The sequence below is a fragment of the Streptomyces sp. Tu 3180 genome (assembly GCF_009852415.1).
Taxonomy (GTDB): domain Bacteria; phylum Actinomycetota; class Actinomycetes; order Streptomycetales; family Streptomycetaceae; genus Streptomyces.
Map to the genome: position 1 here is coordinate 4,075,716 of NZ_WOXS01000002.1, position 23,559 is coordinate 4,099,274.

Consider the following 23,559-nt stretch of genomic DNA (forward strand, 5'->3'; position numbering starts at 1 on the left):
GCGCGACCCCTGGCGGTCCGCGATGCGACTCGCCCTGGACGAGGCCGAACGGGCCGTCCGGGGCGGGGACGTCCCGGTCGGGGCCGTCGTCCTGGCCCCGGACGGCACCACCGTGCTGGCCCGCGGCCACAACGAGCGCGAGGCCGGCGGCGACCCCACGGCGCACGCCGAGGTGCTCGCCGTCCGGCGGGCCGCCGCGCGCCTCGGGGAGTGGCGGCTGGCGGGCTGCACCCTGGTGGTCACGCTGGAGCCGTGCACGATGTGCGCGGGCGCGATCCAGCAGGCGCGGGTGGACCGGGTCGTCTACGGCGCGCGCGACGAGAAGGCCGGCGCGGCCGGTTCCCTCTGGGACGTCCTGCGCGACCGGCGGCTCAACCACCGGCCCGAGGTGATCGAGGGCGTGCTCGCCGAGGAGTGCGCCCGGCCGCTCACGGAGTTCTTCCGCGAGCGGTGAACACCGATTTCGAACCACGCCCCCCTGTGCTGTAAGGTCTCCCTCGGTAGCGTGTCCGAGCGGCCGAAGGAGCTCGCCTCGAAAGCGAGTGTGGCGCAAGTCACCGAGGGTTCAAATCCCTCCGCTACCGCTCCTGAAGGGCCCTGTCGTCAGACGGGGCCCTTCGTGCGATCATGGGCCCCGCTCGATGCACGTGTGACACCGGCGCACGTCAGTGACAGGGGAGGGCCGCGATGGCGGTGAATGCGAAGAAGATCGCCGTCTACGTCCTTGTGGTCTTCGTGCTGTACGTGATCATCACGGATCCGGCCGGGGCGGCCGACTACGTCCAGATAGGGTTCGAGGGCATATCGGACGCCGCGAAAGCCGTCGGCGACTTCATGACCTGGCTCGCGGACGGAGGAAAGTGATGATCCGCCACCTGGTGCTCTTCAGGCTGAACGAGGGCGTCGAGCGGGACGACCCGAGGGTCGTGGAGGGCGTGGAGGCCTTCCGCTCGCTCGACGGCAAGATCCCGGAGATCCGTTTCTGGGAGTGCGCCTGGAACATCAGCGACCGCCCCATCGCCTACGACTTCGCCATCAACTCGGCGTTCGAGGACGCCCGGGCCCTCGCCCGGTACGTGGAGCACCCGGAGCACCAGGCGGGCGTCGGACTGTGGCGCGAGTTCGCCACGTGGGTGATCGCCGACTACGAATTCTGACCTTCTGCCCCCAGAAGCCCTCCGCCGTGACGGCGGGGGCTTTCCTATGGAGGGGCCCGTGTTCACACCCAACACGGAATATGCGGTGCTTGCACACAGTGAGCCTGTCTTGTGATGCTATGACCGCTTTTGATGGACGAGTTGACGAACGAGTTGACCGATGAAGAGGTGGCGTTGACCGTGTCGGCCAGTACTGCGCCGCCCCAGGACCAGGCGTCCGCCCAGGCCCCGGCTTCGGCTTCGCCTCCGGTCCGGCCACCGGACCCGGCGCGGACTCCGACCACCGACCGGCACGCGCACTCGGCCCCGGACTCCGCTCAGGGGCCGGACCCGGCCCCTGACCCGGACCCGGCCCCGAACCCGGCCAGGCGCCGGGGCGCCGACACCCGGGCCCTGACCCAGGTGCTCTTCGGCCAGCTCAAGGAGCTGGAGCCGGGCAGCCCGGAGCACGCCCGCGTGCGCGCGGCGCTCATCGAGGCCAACCTCCCCCTGGTGCGCTACGCCGCCGCCCGCTTCCGCTCCCGCAACGAGCCGATGGAGGACGTCGTCCAGGTCGGCACCATCGGGCTCATCAACGCCATCGACCGCTTCGACCCGGACCGGGGCGTGCAGTTCCCGACGTTCGCGATGCCGACGGTGGTCGGCGAGATCAAGCGGTACTTCCGCGACAACGTCCGCACCGTCCACGTACCGCGCCGGCTGCACGAACTGTGGGTGCAGGTCAACGGGGCGACCGAGGACCTGACGACCGCCTTCGGACGCTCCCCGTCGACCGCGGAGATCGCCGAGCGGCTGCGCATCACCGAGGAGGAGGTGCTGTCCTGCATCGAGGCCGGACGGTCGTACCACGCGACCTCGCTGGAGGCCGCGCAGGAGGGCGACGGCATGCCGGGGCTGCTGGACCGGCTCGGCTACGAGGACCCCGCCCTGGACGGCGTCGAGCACCGCGACCTCGTCCGGCACCTGCTCGTCCAACTGCCCGAGCGGGAGCAGCGCATCCTGTTGCTGCGGTACTACAGCAATCTGACGCAGTCGCAGATCAGTGCGGAACTCGGCGTCTCGCAGATGCACGTGTCCCGGCTACTGGCACGTAGCTTCCAGCGGCTGAGATCCGCAAACAGGATCGACGCGTAACCTGCGCGAGCGAATCGCTCACCAGTGCTGTTCTGTGCGTTTCTGGGCCGAAAGACCGTCAGACCCCCTGTTTCCAGGGCTGATTCGCATCTCGGATGTCGACATGTCACTACAGCGCGTTGCCGACATGTGACATTCTGCGGGAAGCGCGTTTGCCGGAGCCTCGGCGCCGGTATTCCAGGTGATGGCTGCGTTCCCCGGACGGGGGCGTCCGCCGCGACCGTCCCGCGACCCAAAGGGGGTGGCATGTCCGCAGAACAGGGCAGCTCGAAGGTGCTCACGCTCGCGGAGAGCGAGACAGCTCCCCATGCTCTCGACGCACTCGGCCCCATCGACGAGGGCCCGGCCCTCCCGGCCACGCCCGTTCCGGACCTCCCGGACACGGCGGCCCTCGACACCCGCACCCTGTCCCGTTCCCTGTTCCTGCGGCTCGCCGTCCTCGACGAGGACAGCCCGGAGCGTGCCTACGTCCGGGACACCCTGATCGAGCTCAACCTCCCGCTGGTCCGGTACGCGGCGGCCCGCTTCCGCTCGCGCAACGAGCCGATGGAGGACATCGTCCAGGTCGGCACGATCGGACTGATCAAGGCGATCGACCGCTTCGACTGCGAGCGGGGAGTGGAGTTCCCGACGTTCGCGATGCCGACGGTGGTCGGCGAGATCAAGCGGTTCTTCCGCGACACGTCGTGGTCGGTGCGGGTGCCGCGCCGGCTGCAGGAGCTGCGCCTGGCGCTGACGAAGACCAGCGACGAGCTCTCCCAGAAGCTGGACCGCTCCCCGACGGTCACCGAACTCGCCACCGCGCTGGGCGTGTCGGAGGAGGACGTGGTCGACGGCCTCGCGGTCGGCAACGCCTACACCGCCTCCTCGCTGGACTCCCCGGCACCCGAGGACGACGGCGGCGAGGGCTCGCTCGCGGACCGGCTCGGCTACGAGGACACGGCGCTGGAGGGCGTGGAGTACCGGGAGTCGCTCAAGCCCCTGCTGGCCAAGCTGCCGCCCCGTGAGCGGCGGATCATCATGCTGCGCTTCTTCGCCAACATGACCCAGTCGCAGATCGGCGAGGAGGTCGGCATCTCCCAGATGCACGTCTCACGGCTGCTGACCCGGACCCTGTCCCAGCTGCGGGAGGGCCTCATCTCGGACTGAGGTCCCGAGGCGCCGGCGCCGAGGCACTGACGCCGAGGCACCGGCACCGGGACACCGACGACCGGACACGGCAACGGGCCGCCGGGGCGCTTCCTTCCGCGGGCGCAACGGCGGCCGTCGTGTGTTCCGGTCCCTCCGGCCCGGGCTACTTCAGCGCGAGCCAGGCCACCGCCGCGACGATCGCCACGGCGACGACGATTCCGACGATCAGACCGATCCGCGGCCCACCGCCCGAAGCGGCGGCCTGCCGCCCCTGCGGGGCCTCGTCGACGAACGCACGGAACATCTGGGTGCTGCCGGCGGGGTCGTGGTTGCCCTGCGGGCCCTGGGTGTTAGCCATGCCCCGAGACCCTAGCGAATCCCCGGCGGGGCGCCCAAGCGGGGTCCGGAGCACGGGGCCGGACGCACGGACGGACGGGGCCGGCCGGGTCCGGCGGACGGCTCCGCACGGCTCACCTGCGTGTTTACTCTTGCGATTACTTGCCTTTGCCAAGTTTTTGTGCCGCATCGCCCCTTTTTCATTGCCTGTAGCAACCATCAACTTCTATGGTTGCTCTAAGCAACAAATGGGAGGTGCCATGGCCGGGCAGGCGCAGTACGAGGAACTGGTCCGGCAGTTCAGCGCCTTCGGCGCGGTGAAGCGGGAGATGAGCCGGATCATGCCGGCCGACTGCCACAGCGGCTCCGCCGCCGTGCTGGCGCTGCTCGGCCGCCACGGCGACATGCGCATGAGCAGGCTCGCCGAACTGCTCTCCGTGGACCTGTCGGTCACCAGCCGCCACGTCACCCACGTGGCGGAGCGCGGCTGGATCGAACGCTCCCCCGACCCCGCCGACAAGCGCTCCCGCATCCTGCGCCTCACCCCCGCCGGCCAGGAGCAGCTCGACGAACTGTTCCGGCGGACCACGCAGCTGCTCGCCGAGCGCCTGGGCGACTGGTCGGACGAGGAGGTCGGCCGGCTCACCCAGCTCATGGCCCGGCTCAGGGACAGCTTCCACGAGGGCCGGGCCACGACCCGTCCGGCTCCCCCGCCGCCCCGCCCGGCGCCTCCCGCACCCGGACGGACCACCCGTACACCCGCAAGCACACGCAGCACGTAAGAGAAGGAAGTCCATGGCAACGACCACACCGACCGGTGTGCGGGCTCATGCCAAGCACGGGGGAGGCTCCTCCGAAGGCCGTTCTCCGATGACGCACCGGCAGATCATGGAGGCGCTGTCGGGCCTGCTGCTCGGCATGTTCGCCGCGATCCTGTCCTCCACCATCGTCACCAACGCCCTGCCCGAGATCGTCTCCGACCTCGGCGGCGGCCAGAGCGCCTACACCTGGGTCGTCACCGCCTCGCTGCTGGCGATGACGGCGTCCACCCCCCTGTGGGGCAAGCTCGCCGACCTCGTCAGCAAGAAGGCGCTGGTCCAGATGGCCCTGGTGGTCTTCGTCATCGGGTCCGTGGTGGCCGGCATGGCGCACAACCCCGGCACGCTGATCGCGGCCCGGGTCATCCAGGGCCTGGGCGCCGGCGGTCTGTCCGCCCTGGCCCAGATCATCATGGCCGCGATGATCTCCCCGCGCGAGCGCGGGCGCTACTCCGGCTACCTGGGCGCGACGTTCGCCGTCGCCACCGTCGGCGGACCGCTGCTCGGCGGCGTCATCACCGACACCAGCTGGCTCGGCTGGCGCTGGTGCCTCTACGTCGGCGTGCCGTTCGCGGTGATCGCCCTCGTCGTGCTGCAGAAGACGCTGGACCTGCCGGTGGTCAAGCGCAAGGTCAAGGTCGACTGGGCCGGCGCCTTCTTCGTCACCGCGGCCGTCTGCCTGCTGCTCGTCTGGGTGACCTTCGCCGACGACAAGTACGCCTGGATGTCCTGGCAGACGTGCACGATGGTCGGCGGCGCGATCGTCCTCACGCTGGTCTTCGTCCTCGTCGAGTCCCGGGCCGCCGAGCCGATCATCCCGCTGCGGCTGTTCCGGAACCGCACCATCACCCTGGCGTCGCTCGCCTCGCTGTTCGTCGGCATCGCGATGTTCGCGGGCACGGTCTACTTCAGCCAGTACTTCCAGCTGGCCCGGGGGCAGTCCCCGACCATGTCGGGCGTCATGACGATCCCGATGATCGGCGGCCTGTTCGTGTCGTCCACGGTGTCCGGCCTGATCATCACCAAGACCGGCAGGTGGAAGAGCTGGCTGCTGGTCGGCGGTGTGCTGCTGACGGCGGGCCTGGGCCTGATGGGCACCATGCGCTACGACACCCCGTACTGGCACATCGCGCTCTTCATGGCGCTGATGGGGCTCGGCGTCGGCATGATGATGCAGAACCTGGTGCTCTGCACGCAGAACCAGGTGGCCCCGGGCGACCTGGGCGCGGCCTCGTCGGTCGTGACCTTCTTCCGGTCCCTCGGCGGCGCGGTGGGCGTCTCGGTGCTCGGCTCCGTGATGTCCTCCCGGATCAGCCACTACGCCGAGGACACCATCGGCACGCTGAGTCCGCAGAACCGGGCGGCGGCCGCCCGGGCCGCCGGCGGCGGCGCGATCCCCGACATGGACCTGCTGCCCGCGCCCGTCCGCACCTGGCTGGAGAGCGCCTACGGGCACGGCATCGCCGACATCTTCCTGTACGTCGCGCCGATCGCCCTCCTCGGCTTCCTGGTGACCCTGTTCATCAAGGAGGTCCCGCTGCGCACCGCGGGCGCCCTGGCCCAGGCGGCCGACGCTCCGGGCGGCGCCCAGGCCGCGGCTCCGGCCGCCGCCGCCACCGCCGCGATGCCGGCCGCCGCCGAGGCCGCCGCCCCGGCCGCCGAGGAGGCCCCGGACCGGTTCGCCGTCGCCACCGCCGCCCGCCCCGAGGAGTCCGCCGGCGGCGGCATCCCGGTGCGCGGTGTCGTGCGGGGCGCCGAGAGCGCGCCCGTGCCGCAGGCCGCCGTCACGCTGATCTCGCTGTCCGGGCGCCAGCTGGGCCGGTCGGTGGCGCAGGCCGACGGTTCCTACGCGCTGGACGCGCCCGGGGCCGGGTCGTACGTGCTGATCGCCTCCGCCGACGGCCACCAGCCGCAGGCGTCCACGATCGTGGTGAACGGCGAGCCCGTCTCCCACGACGTCCTGCTCGGCGGGACCAGCGGTCTGACCGGTCTGGTCCGGGCCGCCGACGGCGGGCTCCCGGTGCCGGACGCGATGGTGATCGTCACCGATGTGCGCGGGGACCTGCTGGCCACCGGGAACACCGGTGAGCAGGGCGACTTCTCCTTCACCGAGCTGGTGCCGGGCGCGGTGACCGTCGCGGTGAACGCCGCCGGGTACCGGCCGCGCGCGCTGCCGGTCGAGGTGGGCGGCACCGGGGTGACCCGGGTCGAGGTCGAGCTGGAGACCGGCGCCCGGATGCGGGGCGTCGTCCGCGCCCCGCACGGGCCGCTGGCCGACGCCCGGGTGACCCTGGTCGACGCGGCCGGGAACGTGGTCGGCACGGCGACGACCGGCGCGGACGGGGCGTACGCCTTCGCCGACCTGGACGGCGGCGAGTACACCGTCATCGCCACGGGCTACCCGCCGGTGGCCACCACGGTGACGGTCGCCGGCGGCGGAGCCGACGACCACGACATCGAGCTCGCCCACCCGGGCGAGTAGCCGGACCCCGGCCCGCGGCGGGCGCGCGCGTCCCGCCGCGGGCCGGTTCCCACGACGAACGATCCGTCATGCCTTGCAGGGAGAGAACGGGATGCCACTGACCGCGAGGATCCGTACCCGGGACGGGTGGGCCGTGCCGCACGCGGTCGTCACGGTGACCGACGCGACCGGCACGCAGGTGCTGCGCGCCGGGGCGGACGCCGAGGGCGCCGTCCGGGACGCCACCGCGCTGGCCCCGGGCTCCTACACCGTCGTCGTCACCGCCGTCGGTCACGCGCCCGCCGCGGCCAGCGCGATCGTCACGGCGAGCGGGCGGGCCGAGGTCGGGACGGTCGTCCTGGCCCGGCAGGGCGGCACCGAGCTGCCGCCGCCCGGTCCGTGGACCGTGGACCCCGCGCACTCGAGCGTGGCCGCCGTCGCCCGGCACCTGGGCATCTCCAGCGTGCGCGGCCGGTTCACCGACTTCTCCGCCGCGCTGGAGATCACGCCGGAGGAGGCCGCCGGGTCCCGGGTGGAGGCGGTGATCCGGGCGGCCTCCATCGACACCGGCAACGGCGTGCGCGACGCCCATCTGCGCTCGGCGGACTTCCTGGACGCCGAGCGGTACCCCGAGATCACCTACCGGTCCACCGGCCTGACCGCGGCCGGGTCCGACCGCTGGACGGTCCACGGCGAGCTGACGATGCGCGGTGTCGTCCGGCCGGTCGACCTGGACCTGGCGTACCTCGGCACCGGGCCGGACCCGTGGGGCGGCACACGGGCGGCGTTCCGCGCCACGGCCGAACTGAGGCGCGAGGACTTCGCGATGAACTACAACCAGGTCCTCCAGGCGGGCATCGCGGCCATCGGCACGACGCTCAGGGTGGAACTGGACGTCCAGGCGGTGCGGGGGACGTCACTCCCGGCCGTCTGAGGACCCGTCGGCGGTGCGCTCCACCACCCGGGCGCACAGATCGCGGAGTTTGATGTTCCGGTCCTGCGAGACGCGGCGCAGCCGCTCCAGGGCCCGGCCCGCGTCGATCCGTTCGCGGGCCATGAGGATGCCGATCGCCTGGTCGATGACGCTGCGCGAGAGCAGGGCGGTGCGGACGTCGGCGGCGGACTGCCGGCCGCGCTCTATGCGCAGGGCGGTGGTGACGGCGTCCGTCACCCGGACCGCGAAGGCGCGGGCCGCCTCCCGTCCGGGGGCGAGCGCGCCGGGACGCTCGCCGTAGAGGTTGAGCGCGGCGCCGGACTCCTCCGCCACGCCCAGCGGGACCGCCAGCACCGTGCGCACCCCGGTGGCCAGCGCGTACCGCGTGTACGCGGGCCAGCGGGTCTCGGTGGCCAGGTCGGGGGCGTACTGCTCGGTACCGGTGTCGGCGGCCGCCACGCAGGGGCCCGCGCCGTTCTCGTACTGCCGCTGGTCCAGTCCGCTCGGCAGGCCCGCGCTGCCCGCCAGGGTCAGCAGCCGGTCGGCACGGCGCACCGTGATGCTGCACGCGGCGGCGCCGGGCACCTCCCGCACCGCACGGTCGGTCAGATCACGCAGCAGCGTGTCGAGACCACTGCTGCGCACCATCGCCTGGTCGAGCGTGTCGGATCTCTCGGAACTCATGACCGTACGGATATCCCGTGGGCGGCCGCCCACGCCCGCGGACGGGTCACCGGGCGTCGGGGGACTCGTGCGCGTCGACGATGCGGCGGGCGAGGTCGCGCAGCTTCACGTTCTCCCGCTGCGAGGCCCGCACCAGGCTGTCGAAGGCCCCGGCCGCGTCGATGTCCAGGCGCTCCATGAGGATGCCGGTGGCCTGTCCGATCAGGTCCCGGGTGCGCATGGCCTCGGTGAGCTGCTCGCGCACGGTGGCGGCCTCCAGGGCGATGCCGACGTGCGCGGTGAACAGCCGGCCGATCCGGAGCGCCGCCTCGTCGAAGGCGCGCGGCTTGCGGGCGTAGGCGGTGAGCACGGTCAGCCGGCGGCGGTCGGCGCGCAGCCGCAGCGACAGCACCGACCGCAGGCCCAGTCCGGCCAGCGCGTCCTCGCTCTCGTCGCCCCGGCTGTCCGCGACCTCGACCACCGGGGCGGTCCACAGGCGCTGCCAGTACGGCCGGTGGTCACCCGCCGGGTGCCCGTCCTCGGCGGCGAGCACGATCTCGTCGGTCCAGGCGAGCGTGCGGCGCCGGTTGTCCCGCTCGATGAGGGAGATGCCGGCGTGCTCGGCACCGGGCACGAGGTCCACCGCGAGGCGGACCGCGGTGTCCAGGGTGGAGTCCGGGGTGGGTGTCTCGTGGAGCCGCCGGGCCGCTTCCGTCAGTGCTTCCGCCAGGTCGACACCAACCGGAAAACAGGGCGAATCGGGAAACTCGGACGCAGCCACCACGAACCTCTTCGGCATGCACGGCCACACGGCCGTGCGCAGGAGAGCTCCGCAGCACATTCCTGACTGCGAGCACAGGACGTACAGAACTTTAGCCGCTCGTTTGCCGGGAGGTGACGCCCGGACCTGCGGCGTACGTCCTGGTGGTGATCGTCCCAGGAGTCCGCTTTCGCCCGGCCCCTTCGGCATGGTGCAATGGCCGCACGGGTCAGGAAGCGGCCTTACCGGAATCCGGACGAACATCTGTCAGGTGAGTGCCGTGACCTTCCTTTCCCCTTCCCCTTCCGAGCCGCGTGATCCCTCCGAGCGCGTGCTGTTCCCCTTTCCGCCGGAGATCGACTTCTCCACCGCCTCCGGCCTGCTGCCGCTGATCGTGTCCAGGACCCGCACCCGTCCCGGCGGCCCGCCGCAGGTCCTGGTCCTCGACCTGACCCCCACCCACTTCATGGACTCCCAGGGCGTCCGCCTCATCAACGAGGTGCGCCTGCTGCTGCGTCCCGGCACCCGCGTGCACGTGGTGGCCCTCCCGGACGGCCTGGCGAGCCGCGTCCTGGAGCTGACCGGCCTGCGCCGCGACGTCCCCGTCTACGACAACCTGCCGGAGGCGATGGCGGCCTAGGCGCACGCGTGGACGGCCCGGTTCCGCCCGGGTCCGCCCGGGTGTGCCTAGGCTGGCGCCATGGCACCGAACATCGCGACGAACACCCGTGTCTCCCTGGACGAGTTGCTGGACTTCGTACGGCCCCGGCACCGCGCGGTCCTGCTGACCCGGCGGGCCGACGGCGGCCCCCAGGGCTCGCCGCTGACCTGCGGGGTCGACGACTCCGGCCGGATCGTGGTGTCCACGTACCCGGAGCGCGCCAAGACCCGCAACGCCAAGAGGGACCCGCGGGTGAGCCTGATCGTGCTGAGCGACGACTGGAACGGCCCCTGGGTGCAGATCGACGGCACGGCCGAGGTCGTGGACGCGCCCGACTCGGTGGAACCGCTGGTGGAGTACTACCGGAACATCGCCGGGGAGCACCCCGACTGGGACGAGTACCGGGCGGCCATGGTCAAGCAGGGCAAGTCGATCATCCGGATCACCCCCGAGCGGTGGGGCCCGGTGGCGACCGGCGGGTTCCCGGCCCGGCTGGTCGAGGGGGAGTAGACCCGCCCCGGCCCCTCAGTCCCGGCTGCGGGCCACCATCGCCTCGATGCCCGCGACCAGCAGGTCCAGGGCGAAGGCGAAGTCCCGTTCCAGCATCTCCTCGACCGTGTCGCCGCCGCGGGCCTCCATGATCCTCGTGGACCCCTGGACGACCTCGGCGGCGTCCGGCGACCGCGTCACCTCGCGCATGGCGTGCCGGTGGTACTCGTCGGGGGTCATGCCCGTGACGGCGACGCGGGCGTGGAAGTGGCCCTCGATCGTGCCGTAGCCGTACACGAACTGGAAGACGGCGGAGATGGCCCCGGTCAGCTCGTGCTCGGGCAGGCCCGTCCTGCGGACGACCTGCTGGACCGCCCGGGAGAACGACAGCGCGTTGGGACCGATGTTGAGGAAGCTCCCGGCCAGCGCCGACAGCCAGGGATGGCGCACCAGGAGGGTGCGGTACTCCCGCGCGAGCGTGCGCAGTTGGTCGCGCCAGTCCTCGTCGGCGGCCGGGTCGGGCAGCGCGAGTCCGCCGAAGGCCGCGTCCAGGGCGAGTTCCAGCAGGTCGTCCTTGGTGTCGACGTACCAGTAGACGGACATCGCCGTCACGTTCAGCTCGGCCGCGAGCCGCCGCATGGAGAACCTGGCCAGGCCCTCGGCGTCCAGCAGCCGGACGGTGGCCTCGGTGATCCGCTGCCGGTCCAGTCCCGACGGCTGCCCGCCGCCGCGCCCGCCCCGGCGGTCCCCGCCCTCCAGCCAGACGCTGGTCCGCGCCGCCCTCTCGGACCGCCGGCCTGACCTCACCATGGCGCACCTTCCTCGACTCGCCGACGCCGGTCGTGCTGGGTACCCCCGCCGGGGGCGCGCAGACGGGCCCCTCCCGTCCGGGCGGAGCCGGCCGTCAGGCCTTCTCCCCGGATTCTGCCCGGCCCGCCCGGTGCAGCAACGCCGCGGCGATCAGTCCGCCGAGCAGCACGGCCAGCGCCCCCATCAGCAGACTCGTCTCCAGTCCGGAGGAGAACGCGCCGGTGATCCGCCCCCGCTCGCCCTCCGAGTCCGCCGCGGCCAGCGCCGCCGGGAGCGAGGTCGCCGCCACCGGAACCAGTGCCGCGAACCGCGCGTTGAGCACCGCGCCCAGCACGGCGACCCCGAGCCCGTTGCCGAACTCGGCGAGGGTGCCGTTGATCCCGGCCCCGACGCCGGCCTTCTCGCGGGGGATGGAACTCATGATCGCGTGCGACATCACCGGGCTGCCGATCGCCGTGCCGGTCCCGATCAGGACCAGGCCGAGCAGTGTGCCGGCGTAGCCGTGGCCGGTGAGCGTGGCGATCGACACCAGACCGCCCGCCATCAGCGCCATGCCGAGGGCGATGGAGACCGGGACGCCCGACTTCGCCGACCACTTCGTGGCCACGCCGGTGAAGTTGAGGGCGACGACGGTCAGGGCCATCGGCGCGGTGCGCAGGCCCGCCTCCAGGGGGCCGTAGCCGAGGACGAACTGGAGGTACTGGGTGAGCAGGAAGAGCCCGCCGCCCATGCCGAAGGTGATCAGCACCAGTCCGCCGACCGACGCCGTGAACCGGCGGTTGCGGAAGAAGTGCGGGTCGAGCATCGGATGCGGGATCCGGCTCTCCCAGAACGCGAAGGCGCCGAGGACCAGCACGGCCGCGGCCGCCGTGGCCGACACCCGGACCGAGGTCCAGCCGTGCTCGGGGCCGGAGATGATCGCGTAGACCAGGGCCGCCATGCCGATGGTGGAGAGCACGGCGCCGACCAGGTCGGGGCGGTCGCCCTGCCGGCTCCCGGACTCGGGGACGCAGACCGCCACGGCGACCAGGGCGAGGGCCACGACCGGCAGGTTGACCAGGAAGATCGCGCCCCACCAGAAGTGGTTCAGGATGAACCCGCCGACCAGCGGCCCCGCCGCGAAGCCGAGCGAGTTGACGGCGGCCCAGACGCCGATCGCCCTCGGCTGCTCCTCGGGCGTGAAGATCTGCATCACCACGGCGAGGGTCGTGGTCAGCAGCAGCGCGCCGCCGACGCCCATGCCGGCCCGCGCCGCGATCAGCTGGCCGGACGACTCGGCCAGTCCGGCCACCAGCGACCCCGCGCCGAACAGGGTCAGGCCCACGATCAGCATCCGCTTGCGGCCGTAGCGGTCGGCGGCGTTGCCCGCGGTGAGCAGCAGACCCGACTGCACCAGGGAGTACGCGTTGATCATCCACTGGATGTCGGCGGTCGACGCGCCCATCTCCCGGGTGAGCGAGGGGATCGCCACGTTCAGGACGGTGTTGTCCAGCAGCACGGTGAGCTGGGCGAGGCAGATGACACCGAGGATCAGCCAGCGCCGGGAGTGGCCCTGGAGCTGCTCGGGCGGCGGGGTCCGCCGGCCCTGGTCCGGGAAGCGGTCGGGGGTGTGCTCCCGAGGGGGCGTCGTCATGCCGTACAGCGTAGAACGGGCCCTATACACCGTACAACCGGTCGGCGCCGCGGCACGGCCCGGAGCCGGGAGAGGGCGGTGGCCGGCCCGGGGCCGTGCCACCGCCCTCTCCCCGCCCGGGCGCGCGACCGTCAGTCGCTCGTCCTCTGCGTGAGGTCGTAGAAGGTGGCCGACCCGGCCGTGACCTCCTCGAAGTTCTCCGCCACCCACGAGGCGATCCGCGCGGAGCTGCCGGAGTCGTCCCCGCCCGCTCCGCCGCCCATCGCGCCGCCGGAGACGAAGTAGTGGATCCTCCCTTCCGCCACGTACCGCTGGAACCGGGACAGGGTCGGGGACGGGTCGGTCCCGTTGAAACCGCCGATCGCCATCACGGGCTCGCCGGTGGCGAGTTGGTAGCTCGCGGCGTTCTGGGCGCCGATCGCGGCGGCCGCCCAGGTGTAGTCCCCGGCGTCCGCTTCCAGCAGCTCCTTCGCCTCGGAGTCGACGCTCGCGCCGCCGAGCAGCCCGCCCATGCCGCCGCCGGCGCGGCCGCCCGGCGGACCGGCCTCGGCGCTGTTGCCGGTGCCGTCCTGCGGAACCTGGCCGTTCCGGCCCGTCGGGCCGCCGCCGGGGAAGCCGCCGGTGCCCGCTCCCGGCGGGGTCTGGCCGTTCCGGCCCGTCGGGCCGCCGCCGGGACCGCCTCCCGGACCGCCCCCGCCGCCCATGCCGCCCATGCCCGCCCCGGCGGGACCGGCCGTGACGATGGAACCGGTGTGGCCCTGCTGCACCGTGCTGACCGTGTACGCGGCCGGACCGGCCAGCGAGGCCGCCAGCCCCAGCCCGGCCGCCGCCAGCGCCAGCGGCCGCCCCGCCCGGCCCGCGAAGACCAGACCGAGCGCCGCGACCAGCCCGCCGACCAGGACCAGCCACTTCAGCCACGGCAGGTAGCCGGGCGTGCGGTTCAGCAGCACGTAGCCCCAGGCCGCGGTGGCCGTGACGGCGGCGGCGAGGGTGAGCGCGGCCGGGACGGCCCGCCGCTTCCCCCACAGGGCCGCCGCGCCCATGCCGACCACGGCCGCCAGGTAGGGGGCGAGGGCCACCGTGTAGTACTGGTGGAAGATGCCCGCCATGAAGCTGAAGACCAGCGTGGTCGTCAGCAGCGAGCCGCCCCAGACCAGCAGGGAGCTGCGGGCCGGGTCGGTCCGCCCGGCCCCGCGGGTGAGGACGAGACCCGCGACGAGCAGGATCAGCGCGGCGGGCAGCAGCCAGGAGATCTGGCCGCCGATCTCGGAGCTGAACATCCGGTCCCAGCCGGTCTCGCCCCACTGCCCGCCACCGGTGCCACCGCCGCCCCCGCCGACGCTGCCGGTCTCCTCGCCGTTGAGCCGGCCGAGGCCGTTGTAGCCGAAGGTCAGCTCCAGGAAGCTGTTGTTCTGCGAACCGCCGACGTACGGACGCGAGGACGCGGGCCACAGCTCGACGACCGCCACCCACCAGCCGCCGGAGACGACCAGCGCGACGGCCGCCAGCGCCAGCTGCCCCAGTCGCTTCCCCGGCCGCACCGGAGCGCAGAGACCGTAGACCAGTGCGAGCGGCGGGAGGATCAGGAACGCCTGGAGGGTCTTGGCGAGGAAGGCGAAGCCGATCACGGCCCCGGCCCACACCAGCCACTTCGTACGGCCGTCCTCCAGGGCCCGGACGACGAGGTAGCAGGCGAGGGACATCAGCAGCGCCAGCAGCGCGTCCGGGTTGTTGAACCGGAACATCAGCGCCGCGACCGGGGTGAGCGCGAGCACGGCCCCCGCGAGCAGGGCGGCCGCCGGGCCGGAGCGACGGCGCACCGCCGCGTGCACGACGGCGACCGTGCCGACGCCCATGAGCACCTCGGGCACGAGGATCGCCCAGGAGTTCAGCCCGAACATCCTGACGGAGAGTCCCATCGGCCACAGCGAGGCCGGGGGCTTGTCCACGGTGATGGCGTTCGCCGCGTCCAGCGAGCCGAAGAAGAACGCCTTCCAGGACTGGCTGCCCGCCTGCACGGCCGCCGAGTAGAAGGAGTTGGCGTACCCGGAGGCGCTCAGGTCGTACAGGTAGAGCAGACCGGTCGCCAGCAGCAGGCCGAGGAGGGCCGGCCGCGCCCAGCGGGGGTCCCCGGGCCGGCCGCGCCGCGGCCCGCGGGCGGGGGGCCGCCCCGGTTCGTCCGGCGCGGTGGCCGCGTGCCCGGGCGCCGCCGCGGGCGCTTCCCGGTCGGCCGGCCCCGCCGGGGGACTCGTCCGGTCGTACTGCGTGGTCATCGGGAGCCCCTCGGGTCGTTGTCGGAGGAACGGGACGGACCGGCCGGACCGGCCGGCCGGGTCGGGAGCGCCGGGCGGACCGGCCGGAGGTGCACGGTCGTGTCCCGCCAGGAACCGTCGGGGACGGGGGCGCAGGCGGGGGACGCGCCGGTCCCGTGGGCCGCCCGGGCGTCCGGCGTGCGGTGCCGCTCCGTGGGGGTCCCCGCGGGTGCGCACGCCCCGGCGTGCCCGCGCTCGGGGAACACCCACGCCCGGAAGAGCAGGAACCGCAGCACCGTCGCCGCGAGGTTGGCGGCGATCAGGACCGCCAGCTCGGTGGAGTGGGCGGGTTCGGCCGTCGCCGTGTTCAGCGCGGCGAGCGAACCGCTGGTCAGGGCGAGGCCGATGCCGAAGACGACCAGCCCCTGCGCCTGGTGCCGTACCGCGCCGCCGCGCCCGCGCACGCCGAAGGTGAGCCGCCGGTTGGCGGCGGTGTTGGCGACCGCCGAGACCAGCAGGGCGAGCCCGTTGGCGGTCTGGGAACCGGTGAAGGTCCTGAAGCCGCTGTAGAGAAGCAGATAGAAGAGGGTGGACAGCGCCCCGACGACGCAGAAACCGACCAACTGGCGGGCCAGTCCCTGCGGCACGTCCTCGATGTCCCGGTCGCGCGGATCGTCGCCGAAGGGACGCGCCAGCCGGTCCAGCGGCAGCGAGCCGGTGGCCAGTGCCCTGCCGACCCGCCACACGCCCTTGAGGTCGTCGGTCGCCGTCCGCACGATGTGCACGGTCGAGTCGGGGTCGTCGACCCAGTCGACCGGCACCTCGTGGATCCGCAGCCCCGCCCGCTCGGCGAGGACCAGCAGTTCGGTGTCGAAGAACCAGCCGCTGTCCTCCACCAGGGGCAGCAGCACCTGGGCCACGTCACGGCGGATCGCCTTGAATCCGCACTGCGCGTCGGAGAACCGCGCCTGGAGCGAACCGCGCAGGATCAGGTTGTAGGAACGGCTGATGAACTCCCGCTTGGCGCCGCGCACGACCCGGGAGCTCCGGCTCAGCCGGGAGCCGATGGCGAGGTCCGAGTGGCCGGAGATCAGCGGGGCCACCAGGGGCAGCAGCGCGTTGAGGTCGGTGGACAGGTCCACGTCCATGTAGGCGAGGACGGGGGCGTCCGAGGCCGACCAGACGGTCCGCAGCGCCCGGCCGCGTCCCTTCTGCTCCAGCCGGACGGACCTGACCCCCGCCATCCGCTGCGCCAGCCGCCCGGCCACGTGCGGGGTGCTGTCCGTGGACGCGTTGTCCGCGATCGTGATGCGGAAGGCGTAGGGGAAGGTGCGGGTGAGGTGCTCGTGCAGTCTGCGGACGCACGGCTGGAGGTCCTTCTCCTCGTTGTAGACGGGGATCACTACGTCCAGGACCGGCGTACCGGCTCCGGCGGCCGGGAGGTGCTCCCGCGCCGGCAGGGTGCCGGGAGAGGAATCGGTTCGCATGGAACCGACTCTCCTCAACCGCCCTGTCGTGCCCGTGTGGTGACGCTGTGCCGTGCCTGTGAGCACCGCACCGGGTGCGCCGGGGGGTCCGGCCGGGGCGCCACGGCGGGCAGGTGGAGGGTGAACACGGTCCTGCCGGGCACGCTGTCGACGGTCACGGCACCGCCGTGCGCGGCCGCCACGGCCTGCACGATGGCCAGCCCCAGGCCCGTCGACCCGGTGGCGCGGGTGCGTGCCGAGTCGCCGCGCGCGAACCGCTCGAAGACGCGCGGGAGCAGCTCGGGCGCGATGCCGGGCCCGTCGTCCGCCACGTCCACCCGGAGCAGGTCGCCGTGCCGGCGCACCCGGGCGGTGACGGTGGTCCCCGGCGGGGTGTGGGTGCGGGCGTTGGCGAGCAGGTTGACGAGCACCTGCTGGAGCCGGGCGGCGTCGGCGAGCACCGGCGCGGGATCGTCGGGCAGCTCCAGCCGCCAGACGTGGTCCCGGCCGGCCGCGCGGGCGTCGCTGACCGTGTCCACGACGAGCGGCACGAGGTCCGTCTCCTCGAACCGGAGGGGCCGCCCGGCGTCCAGGCGGGCCAGCAGCAGCAGGTCCTCGACGAGCAGGGTCATCCGGCCCGCCTCGGACTCGATCCGCCGCAGCGCGTGCCGGGTGTCGGGGCCGACCTCCTCCCGTCCGCGCCGGGTGAGTTCGGCGTAGCCGCGGATGGAGGCCAGCGGCGTGCGCAGCTCGTGGCTGGCGTCCGCGACGAACTGCCGCACCCGCGTCTCGCTCTCCTGACGGGCGTGCAGCGCGCCGTGGACGTGGTCGAGCATCCGGTTCAGCGCCGCGCCGACCCGGCCGACCTCGGTGTGCGGGTCGCACTCGGACTCCGGGACCCGCTCCTCGAGGTTCACCTCACCGGCGTGCAGCGGCAGTTCGGACACGCGGGTGGCGGTGGTGGCGACCTTGCGCAGGGGCCGGGTGGCGACGCCGACGATGACCGTTCCGGCCAGGGAGGCGGCGACGAGGCCGGCGGCGGTGACGCTGGCCTCCACGAGGACCAGGGTGTTGATGGTGCCGGTGACGCCGGAGGTCGGGACGGCGGCGTAGTAGCCGCCGTCGGCGCCGGTGCGGTACTCCACGCGGTAGCCGCCCAGGCCGGGAACCTCGGCGGTGTGCGCCTCGCCGTCCCGGGGGACGGCCCCCAGCACGGCCCGCTGCGCCCCGGAGAGGGGGACCGCCTCCATGCCGCTGATGTCGGTGCTCTCGTCGGACTCCCTGCCGGTCCGGGCGTCGACGACGGCTCCGCCCCGCACCTCGGCGACGATCGTGCCGCGCGGCTGCGGTCCGTGCGTGACGAATTCGTCGAGGTCCATCCACCGGGGGCCCTCGCCCCCGCCGCCGGCCTCGGGGTCGCCGGGCGGCCCGGAGCCGGACACCCGGGCCGCGACCTCGTGCAACTGCCCGTCCAGCTGCTCGTACAGGTGCGACCGCAGCGCGAGCGTCGTCACCGTGCCGATCACCGCGCACACCACCGCGATCAGCGCCACGGACGCGACGACGAGCCGCGTCCGCAGCGTCCGCGGGCGCGGTCGTCGCCGCCCGCTCACGAGACCGCGGACTTGATCATGTATCCGGCGCCGCGCCGGGTGTGGATCATCGGGTCCCGGCCCGCGTCGATCTTCTTGCGCAGGTACGAGATGTACAGCTCGACGACGTTGGCCTGCCCGCCGAAGTCGTACGACCAGACCCGGTCGAGGATCTGCGCCTTGCTGAGCACGCGCCGCGGGTTGCGCATGAGGAAGCGCAGCAGCTCGAACTCGGTGGCGGTGAGGTGGATGTTCTCCCCGGCCCGGGTGACCTCGTGGCTGTCCTCGTCGAGGGTGAGGTCGCCGACGACCAGCATCGACTCGGACCGCCGGTCGGCCGCGCCGGAGCGCCGGATCAGGCCGCGCAGCCGGGCGACGACCTCCTCCAGGCTGAACGGCTTGGTGACGTAGTCGTCCCCGCCCGCGGTCAGCCCGGCGATACGGTCCTCGACGGCGTCCTTGGCGGTCAGGAACAGCACGGGCACGTCCGGCAGTCCGCGGCGCAGCCGCCCGAGGACGGCCAGCCCGTCCATGTCCGGCAGCATCATGTCCAGGACGACGGCGTCGGGCCGGAACTCCCGCGCGGCCCTCAGGGCGCCCTGGCCGTCCCCCGCGCTGCGGATCTGCCAGCCCTCGTACCGCAGGGCCATGGACAGCAGTTCGGTGATCGACTGCTCGTCGTCCACCACAAGCACGCGGACGGGGCTCCCGTCCGGCCTCAGCAGTTCGGTGCGCCCCTGGGGCGAGATCGTGGTCATGCCGCACACGATGTCGGCGGCCTCTGAGAGCGCCCTTTCGGCAATCTGTGTTTTCGCTGAGAAACGCGCAGGGGGCGTCCGGCCGCGGACCGGCGCCCGGGTCAGCCGGGCAGGCCGAAGAGCCGGGCCGCGTTGTCGTGGCACACCGCCCTCAGCCACCCGTCCCCGAGCCCCAGCCGCTCCAGCGCGTGGAGCTGGTGGAGGTACGGATACGGGATGTTGGGGAAGTCGGAGCCGAGCAGGACGCGGTCGCCGAGGGCGGCGAGCCGGGGCAGGGCCCGCCGGGGGAACGGCATCATGCGTTCGCTGAAGTCGGTGAACGCCATCGTGGTGTCCAGCCGCACCTCCCCGTACCGCTCGGCGAGGTCCAGGAAGTCCTCGTACTCGGGCATCCCGAGATGCGCGACGACCAGCCGCAGCCGGGGGTGCCGGGCGAGCACCCGCGCGACCGGCTCGGGCCCGGTGTGCTTGCCGGGCGCGGGCCCCGACCCGCAGTGGACCACCACCGGGACACCCGCCTCGGCGAGCAGCCCCCAGGCCTCGTCCAGCAACGCGTCGGCCGGGTCGTACGCGCCCACCTGCACGTGCGCCTTGAACACCCGCGCCCCCGCCCCGACGGCCTCCCGGACGTAGTCCGCGGCCCCCGGCTCGGGGAACAGCGTCGCGGTGTGCAGGCAGTCCGGCGTGCGCCGGGCGAAGCCGACCGCCCAGCCGTTGAGCCAGCGGGCCATGCCCGGCTTGTGCGGGTAGAGCATGGCCGTGAAGGCGCGGACCCCGAACTCCCTGAGCAGCGCGGCCCGTTCCTCCTCCTCCCGGCGATAGGTGATCGGCCACTCGACCCCGCCGGTCAGCGGCCCGAGCCCGTCGAAGTACGCCCACACCTTGCGCAGCACCCGCTCCGGCATGAAGTGCGTGTGCACGTCGACGAGCCCGGGCAGCCCGAGCCCCTCCCAGAAACGCCGGACGTCGCAGGCTTCGGCACGCGTGCCGGGGTGAGCGCTCATGCCGCCACGATCACCCCTGACCAAGCGCTCGGTCCATCCCCGGGGAGGGGCTTTCCGGGACCGGGCCGGTTCAGAACAGCCCGTCCTGCGGTTCCGGCCTCTCCCCGAGCCTCCTGACCGGCACGTCGAACCCCCGCTCCCCGCCCGCGGCCGGCACCAGTCCCCACCCGGCCAGCAGCCGCGTGTCCAGCACCACCACCCCGTTGCCCGTCGCCAGGTGCAGGTCCGGCCCGGCGGCGGCCACCAGCTCCCCGCTCACCGCGCCCCCCGCGACCAGCTCGGTCACCTCCCCCACGGCGGCCGGCGTCCCCGTCAGCCCGAACACCCCGGCGTGGTCGACGGGCAGGAACGGCTCCCGGGCGAGCGACTCCGGCCAGCCGCCCAGCGCCACCGCCCGCGCGTGCAACCCGGCGATCTCCGCGGTCCGTTCCGCCTCCGTCCCGGGGAGCACCGCGCGCACCGCCCGCTTGTCGGTGGAGGGGATCCGGTCGGGCACCCCGAGCGCGGCGCGCAGCAGCTCCTCGGTGCGCCGGGCCGCCATCAGCGGCCCGGTCCCCAGCCAGCTGAAGCAGACCGCCCCCTGCTCCAGCAGCCGCGCCGGACCGCGCGCCACCGCGGTGATCCCGACCTTGGTCATCCCGGGTCCGAACCACGCCAGGTAGACGCGGTAGGGCCGCGGGTCGTCCGCCAGGGTGTCGGCGGCCACGGAGTGCGCCCGGTCCAGCCGCGCGCACTCCGTGCAGCGCGCCCCCTTGCTGCGCCCCGGCACCCCCGCCCCGAGCGGGCACGGATGCCCCCGAGCCCCCACGCAGGTCCGCGCGCCCCCCTCCTCGACCCCGAAGGCCACCCGCTTCCCCCGGGGCAGCGCACTGCGCCGCCCGCCGTCCCACACCAGCACGGGACCGTCCGCGGACCACCGCAGCCCCGAGCACCTCCACGCCTGTGCCATCCCCGTCGAGGGTAGGGGCCGTCACCGACAACGCGCCCCGCGGGGACCGCCGTCCCGCACGGCCGGTTCCGGCGCGCGAACGAGGTGACGGCGAACCGCCCGGGACGCCCCGCACCCGAGGTGCCGAGCGCCACCGGGGGTGCAAGCCTGGAGGGGTACCGCACCGCTCGGGGACAACCGAAAGGGTGAGCACATGGCCAGCAGCAATGTCACCGGTACGCGCCACCACCGGGCCGGGTGGGAGGCGGAGAGCGCCTGGGCGACGGGCTGGACGGCGGCCGCGGCCGCCCTGATGACCTTCGGCGGCATCATGGCGATCTTCCAGGGCATCGCGGCCATCGCCCAGGACGACTTCTTCGTCACGACCGCCGACTTCACGTACGAGTTCAGCCTGACCGGCTGGGGCTGGGTGCACCTGATCCTCGGCGCCCTGGTGACGGCCGCCGGCATCGCCCTGTTCCGGGGCGCCACCTGGGCCCGCGTCGCGGGCGTCGCACTGGCCGGACTGAGCATGATCGCCAACTTCGTGTGGCTGCCCTACTACCCGGTGTGGTCGATCGCCCTGATCGTCATCGACGGCTTCATCATCTGGGCCCTGTGCGCACCGCGCCGCGAGTCGTCACGCGCCTAGGACCGCCGCTCACCGCTCCCGGCCGTCTTCTCCCGCCCCCGCGCACCGATGGCAGGCAACCGCACGGCGTCCTCCGGGGCGTGGAGCGTCACCTGGCCCTGGCTCACCCAGCTCGGCGGCGTGACGCTCCTCGTCACCGCCTACTTCCTGCTGCCCCTGGACCACCTCGGACCGCGCCACCCGGCCCTGAGCTGGACCCTCTTCGGCCTCGCCCTCGCGCTGATCGCGCTCCTGCTGCTGAGGCAGGTCGTCCAGGTCCTGCTCGACCGCCCGGAGGTCCGCCCGGGACTGGTGATCCCCCTGCTGATCTGCCTGTCCGTCCTGGTCTTCGCGACCGCCTACCAGGCCCTGGCCCAGCGCCCGGGTGAATTCCACGGTCTCACCACCCGCCTGGACGCCCTCTACTTCACGGTGGTCACCCTCGCCACCGTCGGCTACGGCGACATCACCCCCCACGGCCAGGCGGCCCGCCTGGTCACCATCCTCCAGATCCTCTACGCCTTCGTCTTCCTCACCGCGGCGGCCACCGCCCTGAGCAGCCACCTGCGCAACGCCCTCCGCCGCCATGAGAGCACCCACCGGAACGACGCCCCCTGAGTGCCCCCGAGTCACCCGTCCCGCCCGGACGCCGGATACCGATCGAGCGCCGTCACCCCGTCCGGGACGAACTCCCACCGCCCGATCACCCGGTCGAACTCGTCCACCCGCTCCACCAGTTCACCCACGGGTCCACGGTGTCGGAGCCGGCCCCGTCCGGGCTCTGTGCGCCGGTGCGCCGGTGCGCCGGTGCGCCGGTGCGCAAACGCCGGAGGCCCCGGATCTCTCCGGGGCCTCTGGTCTGTGTGCACTCGGCAGGATTCGAACCTGCAACCTTCTGATCCGTAGTCAGATGCTCTATCCGTTAAGCTACGAGTGCTTGTTCTTCATTTTTCTCGCCGCTCCCGGCCCTTTCGGCCCGCTCGCGGCGACAGGAAGAACATTACATGACTGCCGCCGTCATGTGAAATCCGTTCGGCCCACCCCTTGTGACCTGCGCACATGCAGACCGGAGCCCTCATCGGGGAGCGGTGACGACGAAGCCCCGGTCCGATGGACCGGGGCTTCGTGATCGAGGCGGAGGCGGAGGGATTTGAACCCTCGATGGGCTTTAAGGCCCAAACCGCATTAGCAGTGCGGCGCCATAGACCGGACTAGGCGACGCCTCCTCGCACGACCTTCCACGCGCGAGCGCGAGCGGGTGGTGCGTGCCGATGATGACACAGCCACGCGGGCCGTCACCAATCGCCCCCCACGGTACTAGGCCGGGAGCCCGCAGGGCAAAGCCCTTCCGCCCGGCAGGTCGCCGTGGCGCAACGTCTCGTGTCCTCGCGCGTTGGTCAGGTCATGCTGCAGGTCAACCTTCCGGACATCCACCGTCCCGCCTCCCGGGCCGCCGCCCGCCCCGCGCTGCGGCGGATCCTCGCCGGCGCCGCCGCCCTCGCCGCCGCCCTCGCCTCGCTGTCCGCGGCGCCCCCGGCGTCGTACGCCCGGGAGCTGCCGCCGGCCGGCGACCGCCTCACCGTCACCGTGCGCGACGCGGGGAAGGGGGTGGACGGGACGTACGAGCTGCGCTGCCGGCCCAGCGGCGGCAGCCACCCCGACCCCGCCGGGGCCTGTGCCGCCGCCGACCGGAGCACGCGGTGGGGCGAGGACGCCTTCGCCCCGGTGCCGCGGGACGCCGTGTGCACCCTGCAGTACGGCGGACCGGCCACCGCGCGCGTCACCGGCACCTGGGCCGGGCGACCCGTCGACGCGACGTTCGACCGCGGGGACGGATGCGGGATCGCCCGCTGGGACCGGCTCGTGCCGCTGCTGCCCGAGGTGCGTTCCGCGGGACGTCCGTGAGCGGACCGGGGCGTGCGCCGGCGGACCGGGGCGCGG

24 protein-coding genes and 3 tRNA genes are annotated in these 23,559 nt (G+C 73.3%); 14 read left to right on the forward strand and 13 right to left on the reverse strand.

The genetic code is table 11. The features are described 5' to 3' along the window. Nucleotides 1-22: 22 nt before the first annotated feature. From tadA to GL259_RS19280, 6 genes are all read left to right on the forward strand, one after another. Nucleotides 23-454, forward strand: coding sequence for a tRNA adenosine(34) deaminase TadA (gene tadA / locus GL259_RS19260; RefSeq protein ID WP_159534450.1), 432 nt, complete (start codon nt 23-25; stop codon nt 452-454). Between the two features lie 45 nt (nt 455-499). Beyond that, nucleotides 500-584: transfer RNA gene (locus tag GL259_RS19265), tRNA-Ser, on the forward strand. A gap of 103 nt (nt 585-687) precedes the next feature. Then, nucleotides 688-864, forward strand: a complete 177-nt coding sequence (locus GL259_RS37715; protein ID WP_166461528.1) for a hypothetical protein — start codon at nt 688-690, stop codon at nt 862-864. Next, a complete protein-coding gene (locus GL259_RS19270) occupies nt 864-1,157 on the forward strand; it encodes a Dabb family protein (RefSeq protein WP_159534452.1) in 294 nt (97 codons plus the stop codon). The genes GL259_RS37715 and GL259_RS19270 overlap by 1 nt, the downstream gene beginning before the upstream one ends. Nucleotides 1,158-1,289: 132 nt before the next feature. Then, nucleotides 1,290-2,291 carry an RNA polymerase sigma factor SigF gene (locus GL259_RS19275; protein ID WP_159534454.1) on the forward strand — a complete coding sequence of 334 codons (1,002 nt, stop codon included), beginning with the start codon at nt 1,290-1,292 and terminating at the stop codon, nt 2,289-2,291. A gap of 246 nt (nt 2,292-2,537) precedes the next feature. Further along, nucleotides 2,538-3,440 (forward strand): RNA polymerase sigma factor SigF, encoded by a 903-nt coding sequence (locus GL259_RS19280; RefSeq protein WP_159534456.1) that lies wholly within the window; start codon nt 2,538-2,540, stop codon nt 3,438-3,440. Between the two features lie 145 nt (nt 3,441-3,585). On the opposite strand, the gene GL259_RS19285 is transcribed toward GL259_RS19280, so the two are convergent. Then, entirely contained in the window at nt 3,586-3,780 is a 195-nt protein-coding gene (locus tag GL259_RS19285) for a hypothetical protein (RefSeq protein ID WP_159534458.1), read from the reverse strand. A 238-nt stretch (nt 3,781-4,018) separates the two neighbouring features. On the opposite strand from GL259_RS19285, the gene GL259_RS19290 reads away from it, so the two are divergent. From GL259_RS19290 to GL259_RS19300, 3 genes are all read left to right on the forward strand, one after another. Beyond that, entirely contained in the window at nt 4,019-4,540 is a 522-nt protein-coding gene (locus GL259_RS19290) for a MarR family transcriptional regulator (RefSeq protein ID WP_159534460.1), read from the forward strand. Between the two features lie 13 nt (nt 4,541-4,553). Beyond that, on the forward strand, nt 4,554-7,058 hold the full coding sequence (locus tag GL259_RS19295; RefSeq protein WP_159534462.1) for an MFS transporter: 2,505 nt from the start codon (nt 4,554-4,556) through the stop codon (nt 7,056-7,058). Nucleotides 7,059-7,149: 91 nt separating this feature from the next. Further along, nucleotides 7,150-7,971, forward strand: a complete 822-nt coding sequence (locus tag GL259_RS19300; RefSeq protein ID WP_159534464.1) for a YceI family protein — start codon at nt 7,150-7,152, stop codon at nt 7,969-7,971. Here GL259_RS19300 and GL259_RS19305 read toward each other — a convergent pair. Together GL259_RS19305 and GL259_RS19310 are read right to left on the reverse strand one after the other, a co-directional pair. Next, nucleotides 7,954-8,655, reverse strand: a complete 702-nt coding sequence (locus tag GL259_RS19305; protein ID WP_159534466.1) for a GAF and ANTAR domain-containing protein — start codon at nt 8,653-8,655, stop codon at nt 7,954-7,956. The genes GL259_RS19300 and GL259_RS19305 overlap by 18 nt on opposite strands. A 46-nt stretch (nt 8,656-8,701) precedes the next feature. Then, nucleotides 8,702-9,433, reverse strand: coding sequence for an ANTAR domain-containing protein (locus GL259_RS19310; RefSeq protein WP_166461529.1), 732 nt, complete (start codon nt 9,431-9,433; stop codon nt 8,702-8,704). A gap of 232 nt (nt 9,434-9,665) precedes the next feature. On the opposite strand from GL259_RS19310, the gene GL259_RS19315 reads away from it, so the two are divergent. Together GL259_RS19315 and GL259_RS19320 are read left to right on the forward strand one after the other, a co-directional pair. Then, nucleotides 9,666-10,034, forward strand: coding sequence for an STAS domain-containing protein (locus tag GL259_RS19315; protein ID WP_243762335.1), 369 nt, complete (start codon nt 9,666-9,668; stop codon nt 10,032-10,034). A 60-nt stretch (nt 10,035-10,094) separates the two neighbouring features. Continuing rightward, complete coding sequence (locus GL259_RS19320; protein ID WP_159534472.1) at nt 10,095-10,565, forward strand: PPOX class F420-dependent oxidoreductase; 471 nt, start codon at nt 10,095-10,097, stop codon at nt 10,563-10,565. Between the two features lie 15 nt (nt 10,566-10,580). On the opposite strand, the gene GL259_RS19325 is transcribed toward GL259_RS19320, so the two are convergent. From GL259_RS19325 to GL259_RS19360, 8 genes are all read right to left on the reverse strand, one after another. Then, nucleotides 10,581-11,354 (reverse strand): TetR/AcrR family transcriptional regulator, encoded by a 774-nt coding sequence (locus GL259_RS19325; protein ID WP_159534474.1) that lies wholly within the window; start codon nt 11,352-11,354, stop codon nt 10,581-10,583. 94 nt (nt 11,355-11,448) lie between these two features. Further along, on the reverse strand, nt 11,449-12,987 hold the full coding sequence (locus tag GL259_RS19330; RefSeq protein WP_159534476.1) for an MFS transporter: 1,539 nt from the start codon (nt 12,985-12,987) through the stop codon (nt 11,449-11,451). 131 nt (nt 12,988-13,118) lie between these two features. Next, complete coding sequence (locus tag GL259_RS19335; RefSeq protein WP_159534478.1) at nt 13,119-15,260, reverse strand: glycosyltransferase family 39 protein; 2,142 nt, start codon at nt 15,258-15,260, stop codon at nt 13,119-13,121. Beyond that, a complete protein-coding gene (locus tag GL259_RS19340; protein WP_159534480.1) occupies nt 15,257-16,726 on the reverse strand; it encodes a bifunctional glycosyltransferase family 2/GtrA family protein in 1,470 nt (489 codons plus the stop codon). The genes GL259_RS19335 and GL259_RS19340 overlap by 4 nt, the downstream gene beginning before the upstream one ends. Before the next feature lie 14 nt (nt 16,727-16,740). Then, nucleotides 16,741-18,318 (reverse strand): HAMP domain-containing sensor histidine kinase, encoded by a 1,578-nt coding sequence (locus GL259_RS19345; protein ID WP_159534482.1) that lies wholly within the window; start codon nt 18,316-18,318, stop codon nt 16,741-16,743. Further along, on the reverse strand, nt 18,315-19,055 hold the full coding sequence (locus GL259_RS19350; protein WP_166461530.1) for a response regulator transcription factor: 741 nt from the start codon (nt 19,053-19,055) through the stop codon (nt 18,315-18,317). Before GL259_RS19350 ends, GL259_RS19345 begins: the two co-directional genes overlap by 4 nt. A gap of 101 nt (nt 19,056-19,156) precedes the next feature. Continuing rightward, nucleotides 19,157-20,059: an amidohydrolase family protein gene (locus GL259_RS19355; RefSeq protein WP_159534484.1), complete on the reverse strand. Its 903-nt coding sequence runs from the start codon at nt 20,057-20,059 to the stop codon at nt 19,157-19,159. A gap of 70 nt (nt 20,060-20,129) precedes the next feature. Further along, nucleotides 20,130-21,008, reverse strand: a complete 879-nt coding sequence (locus GL259_RS19360; RefSeq protein WP_159534486.1) for a DUF2797 domain-containing protein — start codon at nt 21,006-21,008, stop codon at nt 20,130-20,132. A gap of 193 nt (nt 21,009-21,201) precedes the next feature. Here GL259_RS19360 and GL259_RS19365 point away from each other — a divergent pair, with 193 nt between their 5' ends. Then, a complete protein-coding gene (locus GL259_RS19365) occupies nt 21,202-21,639 on the forward strand; it encodes a hypothetical protein (protein ID WP_159534488.1) in 438 nt (145 codons plus the stop codon). A gap of 48 nt (nt 21,640-21,687) precedes the next feature. Then, nucleotides 21,688-22,236 carry a potassium channel family protein gene (locus GL259_RS19370; protein ID WP_159534490.1) on the forward strand — a complete coding sequence of 183 codons (549 nt, stop codon included), beginning with the start codon at nt 21,688-21,690 and terminating at the stop codon, nt 22,234-22,236. Nucleotides 22,237-22,482: 246 nt separating this feature from the next. Here the strand turns inward: GL259_RS19370 and GL259_RS19375 are convergent. Together GL259_RS19375 and GL259_RS19380 are read right to left on the reverse strand one after the other, a co-directional pair. After that, nucleotides 22,483-22,555, reverse strand: a tRNA-Arg gene (locus GL259_RS19375). A gap of 198 nt (nt 22,556-22,753) precedes the next feature. Further along, nucleotides 22,754-22,844: transfer RNA gene (locus GL259_RS19380), tRNA-Ser, on the reverse strand. Nucleotides 22,845-23,022: 178 nt separating this feature from the next. On the opposite strand from GL259_RS19380, the gene GL259_RS19385 reads away from it, so the two are divergent. Next, a complete protein-coding gene (locus GL259_RS19385; RefSeq protein ID WP_159534493.1) occupies nt 23,023-23,523 on the forward strand; it encodes an SSI family serine proteinase inhibitor in 501 nt (166 codons plus the stop codon). Nucleotides 23,524-23,559: the final 36 nt, after the last annotated feature.

Bases quoted from the DNA above. Each gene is read 5' to 3' on its own strand.
- GL259_RS19320 (WP_159534472.1), top strand. From the start codon at position 10,095: ATGGCACCGAACATCGCGACGAACACCCGTGTCTCCCTGGACGAGTTG.
- GL259_RS19295 (WP_159534462.1), top strand. From the start codon at position 4,554: ATGGCAACGACCACACCGACCGGTGTGCGGGCTCATGCCAAGCACGGG.
- GL259_RS19285 (WP_159534458.1), bottom strand. From the start codon at position 3,780: ATGGCTAACACCCAGGGCCCGCAGGGCAACCACGACCCCGCCGGCAGC.
- GL259_RS19385 (WP_159534493.1), top strand. From the start codon at position 23,023: ATGCTGCAGGTCAACCTTCCGGACATCCACCGTCCCGCCTCCCGGGCC.
- tadA (WP_159534450.1), top strand. From the start codon at position 23: ATGCGACTCGCCCTGGACGAGGCCGAACGGGCCGTCCGGGGCGGGGAC.
- GL259_RS19305 (WP_159534466.1), bottom strand. From the start codon at position 8,655: ATGAGTTCCGAGAGATCCGACACGCTCGACCAGGCGATGGTGCGCAGC.
- GL259_RS19360 (WP_159534486.1), bottom strand. From the start codon at position 21,008: ATGGCACAGGCGTGGAGGTGCTCGGGGCTGCGGTGGTCCGCGGACGGT.
- GL259_RS19275 (WP_159534454.1), top strand. From the start codon at position 1,290: ATGGACGAGTTGACGAACGAGTTGACCGATGAAGAGGTGGCGTTGACC.
- GL259_RS19340 (WP_159534480.1), bottom strand. From the start codon at position 16,726: ATGCGAACCGATTCCTCTCCCGGCACCCTGCCGGCGCGGGAGCACCTC.
- GL259_RS19310 (WP_166461529.1), bottom strand. From the start codon at position 9,433: ATGCCGAAGAGGTTCGTGGTGGCTGCGTCCGAGTTTCCCGATTCGCCC.
- GL259_RS19350 (WP_166461530.1), bottom strand. From the start codon at position 19,055: ATGACCACGATCTCGCCCCAGGGGCGCACCGAACTGCTGAGGCCGGAC.
- GL259_RS19270 (WP_159534452.1), top strand. From the start codon at position 864: ATGATCCGCCACCTGGTGCTCTTCAGGCTGAACGAGGGCGTCGAGCGG.
- GL259_RS19280 (WP_159534456.1), top strand. From the start codon at position 2,538: ATGTCCGCAGAACAGGGCAGCTCGAAGGTGCTCACGCTCGCGGAGAGC.
- GL259_RS19300 (WP_159534464.1), top strand. From the start codon at position 7,150: ATGCCACTGACCGCGAGGATCCGTACCCGGGACGGGTGGGCCGTGCCG.
- GL259_RS19335 (WP_159534478.1), bottom strand. From the start codon at position 15,260: ATGACCACGCAGTACGACCGGACGAGTCCCCCGGCGGGGCCGGCCGAC.
- GL259_RS19330 (WP_159534476.1), bottom strand. From the start codon at position 12,987: ATGACGACGCCCCCTCGGGAGCACACCCCCGACCGCTTCCCGGACCAG.
- GL259_RS37715 (WP_166461528.1), top strand. From the start codon at position 688: ATGGCGGTGAATGCGAAGAAGATCGCCGTCTACGTCCTTGTGGTCTTC.
- GL259_RS19365 (WP_159534488.1), top strand. From the start codon at position 21,202: ATGGCCAGCAGCAATGTCACCGGTACGCGCCACCACCGGGCCGGGTGG.
- GL259_RS19290 (WP_159534460.1), top strand. From the start codon at position 4,019: ATGGCCGGGCAGGCGCAGTACGAGGAACTGGTCCGGCAGTTCAGCGCC.
- GL259_RS19355 (WP_159534484.1), bottom strand. From the start codon at position 20,059: ATGAGCGCTCACCCCGGCACGCGTGCCGAAGCCTGCGACGTCCGGCGT.
- GL259_RS19325 (WP_159534474.1), bottom strand. From the start codon at position 11,354: ATGGTGAGGTCAGGCCGGCGGTCCGAGAGGGCGGCGCGGACCAGCGTC.
- GL259_RS19370 (WP_159534490.1), top strand. From the start codon at position 21,688: ATGGCAGGCAACCGCACGGCGTCCTCCGGGGCGTGGAGCGTCACCTGG.